Consider the following 12,500-nt stretch of genomic DNA (forward strand, 5'->3'; position numbering starts at 1 on the left):
ACTGCCCGGCCCCTGCCCGACCACGTCAGGGCCGCGTTTGGCCACTCGCGGCGGAAGGGGAGGCGTTTCCGCCGCGTCCGATGTGCGCTACGTCTCATCCGCGGGCCGTTACGCCGGATGCGCAGCTGGTGTCTCCATGCCGAGTCCATAACGCGAGGGAGACATGATGAACGGGAACGTCGAGGTGGTCGTGGTCGGCGGCGGGTACGGGGGCGTGACGGCGGCCAATCGCCTGGCTCGGCGCGATGGTGTGTCGGTGACCCTGGTCAATCCGCGTCCCGACTTCGTCTCGCGGATCCGCCTGCACCAGCTCGTGACCGGCTCCGATGACGCGGTCGAGGGCTTCGGTGAGGTTCTGGGCGGGAACGTCCGGCTGGTGGTCGACACCGCGACCCGGATCGACGCTGCCGAGCGCCGGGTGTCGCTGGCGGGCGGTGGCACGGTCTCATACGACTACCTCGTCTACGCGGTGGGCAGCGGCGCCGCAGATCCCGGCGTGCCCGGAGCGGCAGAGTTCGCTCATTCGGTGTCGGACCTCGAGGGAGCGGAACGACTGCGGTCTGCGCTGGCCGCGACGCCCGCGACGGATCCGGTGACCGTGGTCGGGGCCGGCCCGACCGGCCTGGAGACCGCCGCCGAGCTGGCGGAAGGGGGCCGCCAGGTCACCCTGGTCTGCGGCGACGTGCTCGGCGCCTCCCTGCATGCCCGGGTCCGCCGCCCGGTCGACCGCCGGCTCGCCAAGCTGGGTGTGACCATCGTCGAAGGTACCCGCGCGCGGGTGACAGAAGTGACTCGCGACGCCGTACAGCTCGACGACGGCCGCGAGCTGCCCAGCGCGGTGACGATCTGGACCGCGGGATTCCGTGTCCCAGACCTGGCTGCCCGCAGCGGGCTGCGCACCGACACCGAAGGCCGCCTGCTCACCGACGCGACGCTGACCAGTGTGGACGACGTACGCATCGTCGCTGCCGGGGACGCGGCGGCGATGACGGACCGGCCATTCCGGATGAGCTGCCAGGCCGCCGTGCAGCTGGGCCCGGGGGCCGCCACCACGGTCCTGCGCCGGATCGCGGGGAAAACACCCGCTCCCGTCCGGTTGATGTTCGGCGGGCAGTGCCTCAGCCTCGGCCGAAACGAAGGCGTCACCCAGTTCTCCTACCTGGACGACAGGGTGAACGCGCTCCACATCAGTGGGCGGTTCGGTGCCAACGTCAAGGAGTTTGCCTGCCGGTTCACCCTCCATCAGTTGGTGTCCGGGGCACGCAGGGCCAGTTCCCGCGCATCCCATGGCGACAGCATCGATCGCCTGGAAACGCCTCAGCCTGAACACCGCACGACGCCGTCCGGCACCTGACGCGCGGCCTGGCCGCCAAGGCCCCTCCTTCGGCCGGACCGACCGGTCCGGCCGAAGGAGGACCGAGCCGCAGTGACAAGCACACAATGTTGCGGCCTCGTGTGCCGTGGCCGGGCGCCGGGAAGCCATTCCCACCGGCCCACCCACGCGGCCTGATCAGTGGGGAGGCTGCCGCCGACACCCCCGTCATCGGACCGGGTACTTGTTCCACGGCCTGCTTCCGGCGCATGGGTCCGACCACGAGAGAGTGAAGCGCACGACATGAACGACCGCGTCACCGACCCCGCGACCGAGGCCTTCGTCGCCCACCGCGACCTGCTGTTCACCGTCGCCTACGAGATGCTCGGATCGGCGGCGGACGCCGAGGACGTCCTCCAGGAGGCCTGGCTGCGGTGGGTCAAGGTCGACCTGGCGCAGGTGCGGGACCAGCGCGCCTACCTGGTACGGATCACGACCCGGCAAGCACTCAACCGGCTACGCACCCTCAAACGGCGCAAGGAGGCCTACGTCGGCCCCTGGCTGCCCGAGCCCCTGCTCACCGCGCCGGACGTGGCCGAGGACGTCGAACTGTCCGAGAACCTGTCGCTGGCACTCATGTTCATCCTCGAAACCCTCTCACCGACCGAACGCGCCGTCTTCGTGCTGCGCGAGGTCTTCGACATCGGCTACGACGACATCGCGGCCGCGATCGACAAGAGCCCCGCCGCCGCACGCCAGATCGCCTACCGCGCACGCCGGCACGTCGACGCCCGCCGGCCGCGCACACCGGTTTCACCGGAAGAAGCCCGGGCAGCGCTGAATTCGTTCCAGCGCGCGCTCATGACCGGGGACCTGCAGGGGCTGCTCGACGTACTGGCCCCGGACGTTGTTTTCGTCAGCGACGGCGGCGGCCTCAAGCTGGCGGCCCTGCGGCCGGTCGTCGGCGCCGACAAGGCGCTCCGTTACATGGCCGGCAGTGTCGACAAGGCCGGCGGCATCTTGACCAGTGAGACCACGACGGTCAACGGTAACCCCGGACTCATCCTGCGCCTGGACGGCGTGATCGACGGCGTACTGGCGTTCCGCGTGGAGAACGCCCGCGTCACCGGCCTCTACTACGTCCGCAACCCCGAAAAGCTCACCCGCGTCGAGTCCGAAACCCCCCTCACCTCGCGCTGACCGTCCCCCCGGGACACGGCCGACCGAGGTGCGCAGTGGCGCAGGCGTCGCGGAACAAGCCGCTGACCGCCGCCGAGAAGCAAGCGAACCGGCTGGCAGCCGAGAACGCGCGGCGAACGAGCACGGCTTCGCCGACGTGAAGAACTGGCGCGCCCCCGCGCGGACGCTGCATACCCAAACAGGCTGTCGCTGGATGCGTCGCATACCGCTTCGGACGGCTTGGATGAGGTGGTCGCGGTGGATGAAAACCGTGTTGGCGGCAGCGGTGCGACGTAGTAGCCACCAGATGCCCTCGACCGGGTTCAGGTCGGGCGTGTAGGTGGGCAGTTGGACGATGGTGAGCCAGTCATACTCGGCCGCGTGCCGGCGAACGGACTGCTGCGGTGGACGTGCAAATTGTCCCAGATGGCCAACACGGGGCCACCCAGTTGGAGGTGCGCCCGCACGAGCGGGTCGCGATAGTCCTGTCGGGTGAACTCCCGATGATTCCCGCCTTGTCCGACCCCGTCGCCGCCGTGAAGTCCCGCTGCACCGTGGGCCCGCGGTCGACCAGCACGATCAGCACGGCCAAGTGCCGCAACTCGATGCCGAGCGGCCGAAGCGCCTTCTCCATCACCGCGGCCGCGCGCCAGTGCGCCCGGCGCAGCAGCAAGCCGAGGGCGAGAGGCGAGGCCTAGGGGGGTCGGTCACACGGAAGGCGGTGGTTCTGTGAGGATCGTCGGCGATCATGAGGCCACACACTCCAATTGGGGTTGCAGTGCTAAGACTCCAGTGGACGTGACCCCCTCCCGCGGTGCCTCCAGGCCTGCATGACGGGACTATTTCGACGCTGGCACATCCCCGCCGAGTGGTCCCTGTGTTTCTACCGCTCTGGGGGTCGCACCAGTGTGAAAGGGCCCCGCCCTGCGGTGTCCGCTACAGCTCTCGCAGGGACGGGGCCGCCCGCCCCCGTTGCTCGGTTGGGCGGGCCGCGGGCGGCTGTCCCCTGACGCCCGCCTCCTGAAAGTAAAACGAACGATTATTTTTTGCAAGCCCGGGACGCTGCGCCGTCGGCGTCGGGGCGCTGCGGGTCGCAGGGGTGTCGGCGGGGAACTCTCTGCCTCCTGGTGTGCGCGCACGACGTCGGTGAGCTCAGCCCTGGCCGGTGTCGGCCTGCACCTTGGTGCTGCTCCGTGACTTTGGGTTAGCTGCAGTGCAAGAAAAACGAATGTTCGTCTTGACCTAGCCTCACCGAAACCCGCAGGATGGGGGATGAAAAAAGAACGATCATTCCGGGAAGGGGGTGGTGGCATGAGCACGGTGCAGGCCGGAGGACTGGCGGTGTCCCCGCGACAGCAGCCTCAGAGTGCCATCGGGACGCCACGGGCGCCTGCGGAGGCCGAGTCCGCACCGAGCGGCACCGTGGCGTTCGTGCTGCAAGGTGGCGGCAGCCTGTGTGCGCCACAGGTCGGCATGCTGCGGGCACTGACCCAGGCAGGGATCAGACCGGACCTTGTGGTGGGTTCCTCGGCTGGGGCGCTGAACGGTGCGGCCTTCGCTGCCGACCCAAGCATCGGCGGTATCGATCGGCTGGAAGCGCTCTGGATACGCCTGAAGCGTCGGCACGTCGCACCGCTTTCACTGCGGACCCTGGCCAGGGCCGCGCTGGGCCGGAGCGACGCCGCGGTCTCCAGCGCAGCGCTGCTGCAGCTGCTGCGGAAGCCCATCACTGTCGGTCGACTTGAGGAGGCTGCTGTCTCGATGCACGCCGTGGCGACCGACTTCGAGACGGGTGCGGCGGTCGCCCTCTCCAGCGGGGAGGCTGTCCCGGCCCTACTCGCCTCGGCAGTCTTCCCGGGCCTGTATGCCCCCGTGCGCAGAGGAAGGCACCTGCTCATCGACGGGGGAGTGTCGGCGGACGTGCCTGTTCTCCAGGCAGTGGGGCTCGGCGCCACCACTATGTACGTGCTTCCCGCCGCGGTCACGAAACAGGCGGGGCGCCCGGTGCACGCGGCACTGGTCGTTGCCTCCCGGGCCCTTGGCCAGATCTTGGATGAACGGGAAAGACGGGACATCGCGGCGGTCCGCGGATCGGTCCATCGACTGCCCACCGTCACTACTTCCGTGGCCAATCTCATCGACTTCCGTGACACTCAGCGGCTGGTCCAGGCCGGCCATGGGCTCACCGCGGCCTGGCCGGCCGGGCAGACCGCGGCCAGAGAATGAGGACGGCCGATGGCCAACTGCGCCTCTTCCGTACGCCGCCGGATTCAGGGCCTCGCGCGTACACCGGACGGCAGTACACATCCCCGATGGTGGGCGGAGTGGCTGTTGGTGGGATTGCTGTACGCCGTCTACGAGACCACCCGAGGTCTGCAGCGGGGATGGACTGCCATTGCGGACCACAACGGCCGGAGCATCTTCCGCTGGGAGCACACCGTCCACTTCGCACCGGAGCGGCCACTCAATCAAGTACTCCACCAGCTTCCAGTCCTGGCTGTTCTCGCCGCGTACTTCTACGCCACTCTGCACTTCGTTGTCACGCCCGCCGTGCTGATCTGGCTCTACCGGATGCACCCCGAGCGCTACCGCGGTGCTCGTACCTGGCTCGCCATGGCGACCATGAGCGCCCTCCTCGGGTTCTGGCTCTTCCCCGCCACTCCGCCGCGGCTGCTTCCCCACGCAGGAATCCATGACAGCGTGGCCGACGTCCAGCGGTGGGGCTGGTGGAGTGGAGAGACCAGCGCTCCGCACGGGCTCGGCGGACTCGTCAACGAGTACGCGGCCATGCCATCACTGCATGTCGGCTGGGCTTTGTGGTCTGGCTGGCTTCTCTACCGGCACGCACGGCGAAGGACCGTCAGAATCCTCGGCCTTGCCTATCCCGCTCTGACAACCCTGGACGTCGTCGCAACCGGCAACCACTATCTGGCCGACGCCATTGCAGGCGCCGCGCTCATCGTCTTCTTCGGCGTCCTGCAGCACCGCATTCGTATCGTCGGCGGACGCGCCGCAGCCATGCGATGGAGCCCGTTGACCGCTGTCGGGCTCGTCACCGCAGTTGCCCGGTCGGACATCCCCGGGGCCCCCTCACACAGACTCCCTCCAGGTGACTCACCATGATCTACTCTTTCGGGCTGCCCCCACGCGCTGATGAAGACCCCCCGTATCCCGATTTCCATCTGCAGGACACGGAACACGGCAACGACCGCAGCGGGTCCAGCAGTTGGCTGTACAGCAGGCGTCGAGGGAAGGCCGACTCGTATCTGCCACTGCACCTCGACGACGCCTTTATGGTCAGCCCGGACACTGAGGAGCTGATCGGGGGGCGGGCACGCTTCCGGATATCCGACTGCGACACATCCGGCCATCGCCGACGGGCCTGGCGGCATCCGGCAGCTCTGACGCACCAACTGGCAGGGACCGGCGGGGAGCTGCGGCTGGTTCGGAACTATGACGGCGACCAGGGCACCGCCTGGGAAGAGGTCACCGCCATGCTTACGCTCAACGGCATTACTGACGCCGTCCCTCTTGGCCGGTTGAATGTTGTCGGTCCTCTGCCGTCGATCGCAGACGGCGGGGGCCACGTTGCGGCCGTAAGTGTTGACGTGCCGTTTCGTGCGAGCGTATGGGGCCTGGCCCTCCCCAAGCACGCATGGTGCCACGTGCACCTGGAGGGCCTGGGGCACCTGCTGCCCCAGTGGCCGGTGCAGCGATGAGCTGCTCGCACCAGACCGAGGCGGGCGACCACGGATGCATCCACGTTGCGACTCCGAGGTCGGAAGCCCGGGCGGGACAGGCGGACGAGGACGACGGGGGCACATCCCCGTCACGCTCTCGACCACGCGTCGCGCTCGCCATGGGCGCCGTCGTGATGTTGCTGAGTGTCGAGCTGGCGCTTGTTGCGCCCTACGTGCGGGGTGCGGCAGACCAGCTGGCCCACGCTCAACCCGCCTGGTTTCTGCTGGCTGTCGCGGCAGAGATGGTGTCGATGGCGGCCTTCGCCCGGCTGCAGCGCCTGGCACTGAGCACGGGCGGGCTGCGAGTGAAACTGCGCCCTGCGGTTTCCGCCGTGTTTGCCGGGAACGCTCTCAGTGCGACTCTGCCTGGCGGCAGCCTGGTATCAATCGCCTACCGGACAAGGCGTATGCGTACCTGGGGTGCCAGTGTGCCTTTGATCGGCTTCACCCATGCTGTGACCGGTGTTCTGAGTACGGTCGCACTCGTCATGCTTGCTGGAATTGGCAGGACTCTGGCTGGGGACAGTGCCCAGCTTGTAAGGGCCGCCGTTCAAGTCTCAGCGGTTTTGGCCGTCACCGTCGCCGCGCTCGCGCTCGTCCAGCACACCGACGTGTTGCGCCGGCCGGTGAGCGCTGTTCTTCGTGTGTGGCAGAGACTGCGGCGCGGCCAGGACGGGCAGACGTCAGCCGATGGCCTGCTGGAGGAGTTGGCTGCCATGCGGCCTCCAGCTCGCTTCTGGGTCCTGGGGCTTGGCGCTGCCCTGATCAACTGGGTCGGCGATCTCGTGTGTGTGCTCGCTGTGTGCCATGCGGTGGGCTCGGCCCCGGCCTTGGGCAAGGTGCTGCTCGCCTACGTCGCTGCGATGACGGCCGCATCGGCTCTCCCTCTGCTGCCCGCGGGACTTGGCCCTCTCGACGCGGCTCTGGTCCTGACCCTGCATCACGGCGGAATGCCGATGGCGGCCGCCACGGCCGCTGATCTTCTCTACCGGACCCTCAACCCAGGACTGATCGGTGTCGTCGGGTGGTCGGTCTTGCTCGTCCAGCGACGGAGCCGGTCAGGGCGTGGCCGGATCCGGCCACAGAGCCCGTACCGCGTCGCCGACCCCATCCACGAGCGTGGGGTCGAGCATGGCCACCTGGAGGATGTAGCCGGGTAGGAAGCAGACCAGCGCGCCGGCGATCGACTCGGCAGTCACCTCCTTGGGCAGAGCACCACTTTCTTGGTGCTCTCGCACGACCTCTGAGAGGTCGGAGCGCATCTGGGTCAGCAGGGTGCTGAACTGTCTGGCCAACGTGGGGTTTCGCAGGGCCTCGGACCAGGCAAGCACAGCCAGTCTTGCGATGTCGTGTTCCGCGGATCTGGCTGATACGAGGTCGAAGACATCAGCGATGACGGCCCCTACGGAACCTCTGGGCCGAGTGGTGGCGACGGTGTGGACCAGCGTCAGGACCTCACGCATGTTCTCTTCGGCAATGGCCAGGATCATCTCGTCTTTGCTCGCGAAATGCCGGTAAACCGCGCCCGCCGAGAGCCCGGACTCTGCGAACAGATCCTGCATCGACGTTGAGTGAAATCCGTCGCGCAGGAAGCATCGTCGTGCTGCGTCCAGGATTTGGGTACGGCGAGCGTCCATGTACTGCTGGGATACCTTCGGCATGGGGGCATCCTATCCAAATAAGAAAAACGAATGTTCGTCTTGACTCTCCGACGGCGAGCCTAGCAGACTGGGTTCCAAGAGAATGATCATTCGCCTTTGGGAGGCAAGACCGTGAAGACCCCGTTGGTGGGACACCAGTCATGGCGTCATGTGGCCATCATGGCAGTGGCGTTGCCGCTGGTGATCTCACTGGCAGTGATGGCCTATGCGTGGCCTGCGGCGCGCATAGCGCCGCGTGACCTGCCAGTGGGGATCGTGGGTACGAGTACGGCAAGCCAGGGCGCGGTCGAGGGCCTGGCGCACAGCAAGCCGGGCGGCTTTGACTTCCATCTTTACCCCGACGAGGCGTCGGCGCGGTCCGCCATCAGGGAGCGGGACGTCTACGGTGCCTTCGTGGTCGCCCCCAGCAGCCTCACCGTCCTGGAGTCCACTGCCGCGAGCCCGACTGTCGCCCAATTGCTGGGCAAGACCGGCCAGCAACTGGCCGCCCATGCATCCAAGGCTGCCGCGGACCGCGCTGCCTCATCTGTCCACGGCACGTCCGCTCGCTCCAAGAAAGGTGAGGCCGGTCCCAAAAGGCCGGCGCAGATCCGGGTGAGGACGGTGGATGTCGTTCAGACCTCGGTGGATGACCCCCGGGGCGTGGTCTTCAGCTCGGCGCTTCTGCCGCTGACGATCTGCAGCATCATGATTGCCTTGGTCATTGCGATGTCACGGAGGCTGCGACCTGGGTCGCGTCTCATGGCCTTGATCGTCGTGAGCGGAGCGGCAGCCCTCGGGGTCTACGTGGTTGCCCAGGGCTTTCTCGGTGCACTACCGCACGAACCTCTGGCAACCTGGGCTTCCTTGTCACTCACCATTCTCGCTATCAGCGCCACCACTGCCGGGGTACTCACGCTTGTGGGTTCGGCGGGGCTTGGGCTGAGCGCGGCGCTCATGGTCTTTGTCGGCAATCCGTTTTCCGGCAGCACATCCGCACCAGAACTGCTGCCCAAGGCGGTTGAGGACATCGGCCAGTGGCTGCCGCCGGGCGCCGGCGCGAGCCTCGTGCGCGGCACGGCCTACTTCAACGGCAATGACAGCGCAGGCCACATCGCTGTCCTTACCCTGTGGAGCGTGCTGGGACTGGCAGCCGTCCTGTTCGGCCACCGTGCGTCCCGCGTTGGGAACGGCCCCGTCGCTCACGAGAGCGCGACTCCGGGTACGGAGCGTCCGGCGAACGACGTCGCGACGCCCCAGTTGCCGTTGGCCCCCGAGGAGTCCGCAGACTCGTCTTCGCCTGCACGAATCGGGATGCACGCACACTCGCACGCCCGACACGCTGCGGGCACGTGATCCAGCCCTTGAAGAGAAGGCGGCGCTGCGGGGGCGCGCCATCTTGCAAGGGGTCGTCCGCCAACGACTGGGCCGGCGGGTGGAGCAGCCCAGCGTTTCGTCGACCACCCCGAGGCGGTCGAGCGACTCGCGCGGACTGTCGATGACCTCGACGACACCATCAAGATCATCCGGTCGACCATCTTCGGCCTGCGAAGGGGCGGCGGTGCCAAGGACGTCAGCGGATTGCGTGGCCGGGTCTCCGAGGCGGTGAGGGCCTCGGCCACCTCGTTCGGCTTTGCGCCCGCGTTGCGGATCGAGGGGCTCGTCGACACCGAGGTCGACGACGACGTCGCCGACCATGCGCTCGCCGTGCTGGGCGAGGCGCTCAGTAATGCGGCCCACCACTCCGGGCCGGTCCGTGGACGTTCATCTGCGTTGTAGCGGTGACGAGTTGACGCTGATGGTGGCGGACAACGGTTGCGGGGTGCCGCACGGCGTCGCGCGCAGCGGGCTGAAGAACCTGGAGGAGCGGGCCCACGCACTCGGCGGCGTGCTCACGCTGGGCGAGCGGCCGGAGGGCGGTCGTACGCGGCTGGTGTGGCGCGTGCCGACGTGGTCAGCGAAGGACTGAGGCCCCCGCGGGTTGGAAAGGGGCCGGCGGCGGATCTCAGGCGAGAGTCTGCCGCGCTGTGCGACGAGGGGAAGAGGCACCCTCCGGCCCGTATCCCAGGCGGATCACCATATGGGCGTGATCGCGCCGATGGTCTGCCCGCGGCACGAGCTGTTCGCGCAGGTCGAACCACTCCAGCGCTTGGTGCATCAGCGAAGCCCGTACGCCGTGAGCGGTGGCGACCAGCAGGACGCGTTCGAGCGCCTGCCCCGCGCGCAGCCAGTCGGTCCTTCGGTCGTGCGCGGTGGACAACACAGCGATCGAGGGCCGCTTCTCGAAGGTGCGTGCGGGCAGGAGGGCGGAGTGCCGGGGGGCGCCGAAGTCCCGCATGGGGATCCGGTTCCGGAAGTCCTGTGGTCCCAGTGCCTCCGGCGGAATCCCCAGAGCCGAGTAGTTCGGCTCGTGCACCCAGAGGCGGCTCTCCGCTGCCCGCTCGGAATTGACGGCGTTGCGATGTTCTGCCTCTCCCGTGAGCCGTAACAGGCGGTCGGTCTCCCGAGGGGAGGGAAGACTCAGCAGAGCACCTTCCGCGTGCGCGGCTTCGATGAGTTCGGTGAGTACGGCTGGGGGCAGTCGCCGGTCGGAGAACGGGAGGCGACTGCTATGTCGGTGCCACAGAGCGTCGTACAGGTGCGGATCCCGGAAGGCCCTGGTGGTGCCGCCGAGCCGTACCGTGGCGAGCAGGTCGGGTTCGGCCGGCCGAGGCAGGAGCCGGGGCACCGGTTCCCACCCGAAGTGGGCCACCGCCACCCGCAGATTGAGCAGTGCGCAGCCGACGGAAATGTGCAGTGCGCGCCCGGTCGGATCGCTGTGCCGCAGGCCGCGGTCGATGGCCGCGCGGATTTCCAGCGTGACGGTGTCCGCGTCGAGGCGGAACAGCCAGGGCTGGGTGTTGTGGATGGACGGCGCCGCCACGGCAGCGCCGACGAGCGCCTCCAGGGTGGCGACGTCGAGAGTCGAGGAACGCATGTGAACTCCTCTTCGCCGTGAACCGAGTGTCGGCGGGGCGCTGATCCTCGCGTGCGGAGGCGTGGTGCGCCTGCGGATCGAACGTCGAGCCACCGAGCGGTGGGGCGAGGAGTGGGACCAGGTCGGCCCGCGGCGGGGGCACAAAGCCGGCTGAGGGCCGGGGCACGCTGTGCCCTTTTCCGCCCCGGCCACGGCACCGCGAGGTGGTGGCCCACGGCGAGGTGGCCAGGGTGCTGCCACCGGAAGCCAGGGGGCCTTCGACAACCGTCACGCCGGGAGAACGCTCGCGTCCCCTTCCGTCGTGACCGCGGTTGCCCCTGAGGTCCGGACAGGCTCGTCGAGGTCGAACTCCACGTCCACGACACCCTCGACGGCCCGGATGAGACGTGCGGCCACGGGGACCAGGGACGTGTCCCGGATGCGGCCGATGAGTTCTACGACGCCATCCCGTGCCTCTACCCGTACGGCTGACACGGGACTGGGGAAGAGGTACGCCACTACTTCGCGCCGGACCTCCTCGGCGATGTCCTCGTCCTCGCGCAGGAACACCTTCAGCAGGTCTGTGCGGCTGACGATGCCCTCCAGCATGCCCAGGTCGTCGACGACGGGAAGCCGCTTGACCCTGGCACGCGCCATGATGCGCGCGGCCTGCGCGAGCGTCGCGTTCGCGTGGACGGTCAGAGGTGGAGAGGTCATCAGGTCGCCGGCGGTCACCGCGCCGGCCTTGGCGAGGTCGGACAGACGGCGCAGCTGGGTGTACCGGTCGGGGTCGCTGTCGCGGAACTCCTCCTTGGGCAGCAGGTCGGCCTCGGAGACGACGCCGACCACGCGGCCCTCGCCCTCCAGGACGGGCAGTGCGCTGACCCGCCACTCCTGCATCATCCGCACGATCTCTTTGAAGTTCGCTCCACGTCCGATGGCGGCGACCGTGTGGGTCATCACATCGCTCACGATGTGTGGGGTGCCGTGCATGACGTCTCCTCGATCGGTCCGCTCACTCCTGTCGAGGCGGTCAGCGAATGCTGCCGCTGCCGTACGGGGCGTACAGATCCAGCAGCCGGGTTCGGGCCGCCTGCAGTCGGTGCGCGAGGATCTTGCCCACCCAATTCGCGACCGCCATACCCAGGGCCGGATCGTCCTGGCACATGGCCCGAACCGCCGCTGCGTCGAACTCGTAGGCCCGCACCGGCGTCGTCGTCTCGGCGCCCAGATGCCAGGAGTGCGGGGCGAACAGCCAAGACCAGCCGACGAGGTCGTTGTGATGGAGGGTCTCGATGACGGCAGCCTTGCGGCCGGGCACGTGCATGTCGAGGTCGACCGAGCCGGTGCGGATGATCCAGAACCGGTCGGCGCGCCCGCCCTCCTCGAAGAGGCGCGTTCCCTCACGGAAGGACACCTCCCGGGCGATCCGCATGAGCCGCTGCTGATGCTCGGTGGGCAGGGCTCGGAGCATGCTGGATGTGGGGGGAGCGCTCATGACGGGCCTCCAAGGCGTGTGTACGGACCTGCCGCTTACAGCGTGTTCCCTTGCTCCGGCCCAGGCCATGGGCCGCCTGGCCCCATCGCCGGGCCACCCGGCACCGCGCGACAACCTTTCGGCGCGCTGCCGGGAGGCCTGGCTTCGACGTGCGATGAAGGCTTGAGGGAAGCAG

Annotated in this window: 14 protein-coding genes and 1 pseudogene; 10 read left to right on the forward strand and 5 right to left on the reverse strand. The window is 68.3% G+C overall.

Features of this window, described 5'->3' with window-relative positions:
* Window positions 1-166 precede the first annotated feature (166 nt).
* Together IEY95_RS32075 and IEY95_RS32080 are read left to right on the forward strand one after the other, a co-directional pair.
* Window positions 167-1,354: an NAD(P)/FAD-dependent oxidoreductase gene (locus IEY95_RS32075; RefSeq protein ID WP_189189739.1), complete on the forward strand. Its 1,188-nt coding sequence runs from the start codon at window positions 167-169 to the stop codon at window positions 1,352-1,354.
* A gap of 261 nt (window positions 1,355-1,615) precedes the next feature.
* A complete protein-coding gene (locus tag IEY95_RS32080) occupies window positions 1,616-2,512 on the forward strand; it encodes an RNA polymerase sigma-70 factor (RefSeq protein WP_189189667.1) in 897 nt (298 codons plus the stop codon).
* 237 nt (window positions 2,513-2,749) lie between these two features.
* Here the strand turns inward: IEY95_RS32080 and IEY95_RS50815 are convergent.
* A pseudogene (locus tag IEY95_RS50815) lies at window positions 2,750-2,917 on the reverse strand (transposase); the annotation flags it as partial.
* Between the two features lie 89 nt (window positions 2,918-3,006).
* Here IEY95_RS50815 and IEY95_RS32090 point away from each other — a divergent pair.
* The 5 genes from IEY95_RS32090 to IEY95_RS32110 all read left to right on the forward strand — a co-directional run bounded on the left by IEY95_RS32090 (window position 3,007) and on the right by IEY95_RS32110 (window position 7,391).
* Complete coding sequence (locus IEY95_RS32090) at window positions 3,007-3,189, forward strand: hypothetical protein (protein WP_189189668.1); 183 nt, start codon at window positions 3,007-3,009, stop codon at window positions 3,187-3,189.
* 613 nt (window positions 3,190-3,802) lie between these two features.
* A complete protein-coding gene (locus IEY95_RS32095; RefSeq protein ID WP_189189669.1) occupies window positions 3,803-4,717 on the forward strand; it encodes a patatin-like phospholipase family protein in 915 nt (304 codons plus the stop codon).
* A gap of 9 nt (window positions 4,718-4,726) precedes the next feature.
* A complete protein-coding gene (locus tag IEY95_RS32100) occupies window positions 4,727-5,614 on the forward strand; it encodes a phosphatase PAP2 family protein (protein WP_189189670.1) in 888 nt (295 codons plus the stop codon).
* Window positions 5,611-6,210: a hypothetical protein gene (locus tag IEY95_RS32105; protein WP_189189671.1), complete on the forward strand. Its 600-nt coding sequence runs from the start codon at window positions 5,611-5,613 to the stop codon at window positions 6,208-6,210. The genes IEY95_RS32100 and IEY95_RS32105 overlap by 4 nt, the downstream gene beginning before the upstream one ends.
* 140 nt (window positions 6,211-6,350) lie before the next feature.
* Window positions 6,351-7,391, forward strand: coding sequence for a lysylphosphatidylglycerol synthase transmembrane domain-containing protein (locus IEY95_RS32110; RefSeq protein ID WP_189189672.1), 1,041 nt, complete (start codon window positions 6,351-6,353; stop codon window positions 7,389-7,391).
* On the opposite strand, the gene IEY95_RS32115 is transcribed toward IEY95_RS32110, so the two are convergent.
* On the reverse strand, window positions 7,290-7,892 hold the full coding sequence (locus IEY95_RS32115) for a TetR/AcrR family transcriptional regulator (RefSeq protein ID WP_189189673.1): 603 nt from the start codon (window positions 7,890-7,892) through the stop codon (window positions 7,290-7,292). The genes IEY95_RS32110 and IEY95_RS32115 overlap by 102 nt on opposite strands.
* A 111-nt stretch (window positions 7,893-8,003) precedes the next feature.
* Between IEY95_RS32115 and IEY95_RS32120 the strand changes: the two genes are divergently transcribed.
* From IEY95_RS32120 to IEY95_RS49410, 3 genes are all read left to right on the forward strand, one after another.
* Complete coding sequence (locus IEY95_RS32120) at window positions 8,004-9,227, forward strand: ABC transporter permease (RefSeq protein WP_189189674.1); 1,224 nt, start codon at window positions 8,004-8,006, stop codon at window positions 9,225-9,227.
* 225 nt (window positions 9,228-9,452) lie between these two features.
* Window positions 9,453-9,650: a sensor histidine kinase gene (locus IEY95_RS49405; protein ID WP_229703502.1), complete on the forward strand. Its 198-nt coding sequence runs from the start codon at window positions 9,453-9,455 to the stop codon at window positions 9,648-9,650.
* Window positions 9,628-9,840 (forward strand): sensor histidine kinase, encoded by a 213-nt coding sequence (locus tag IEY95_RS49410; protein ID WP_229703503.1) that lies wholly within the window; start codon window positions 9,628-9,630, stop codon window positions 9,838-9,840. The genes IEY95_RS49405 and IEY95_RS49410 overlap by 23 nt, the downstream gene beginning before the upstream one ends.
* A gap of 36 nt (window positions 9,841-9,876) precedes the next feature.
* Here IEY95_RS49410 and IEY95_RS32130 read toward each other — a convergent pair whose 3' ends face one another.
* The 3 genes from IEY95_RS32130 to IEY95_RS32140 form a co-directional block, all read right to left on the reverse strand.
* A complete protein-coding gene (locus IEY95_RS32130) occupies window positions 9,877-10,848 on the reverse strand; it encodes an Acg family FMN-binding oxidoreductase (RefSeq protein WP_189189675.1) in 972 nt (323 codons plus the stop codon).
* Window positions 10,849-11,115: 267 nt separating this feature from the next.
* Window positions 11,116-11,820, reverse strand: a complete 705-nt coding sequence (locus IEY95_RS32135) for a CBS domain-containing protein (RefSeq protein ID WP_189189676.1) — start codon at window positions 11,818-11,820, stop codon at window positions 11,116-11,118.
* A gap of 40 nt (window positions 11,821-11,860) precedes the next feature.
* Complete coding sequence (locus IEY95_RS32140) at window positions 11,861-12,325, reverse strand: Crp/Fnr family transcriptional regulator (RefSeq protein ID WP_189189677.1); 465 nt, start codon at window positions 12,323-12,325, stop codon at window positions 11,861-11,863.
* Between the last annotated feature and the right edge of the window lie 175 nt (window positions 12,326-12,500).

Origin of the sequence: Streptomyces albiflavescens (assembly GCF_014645835.1) — a bacterium.
Lineage (GTDB): Bacteria > Actinomycetota > Actinomycetes > Streptomycetales > Streptomycetaceae > Streptomyces > Streptomyces albiflavescens.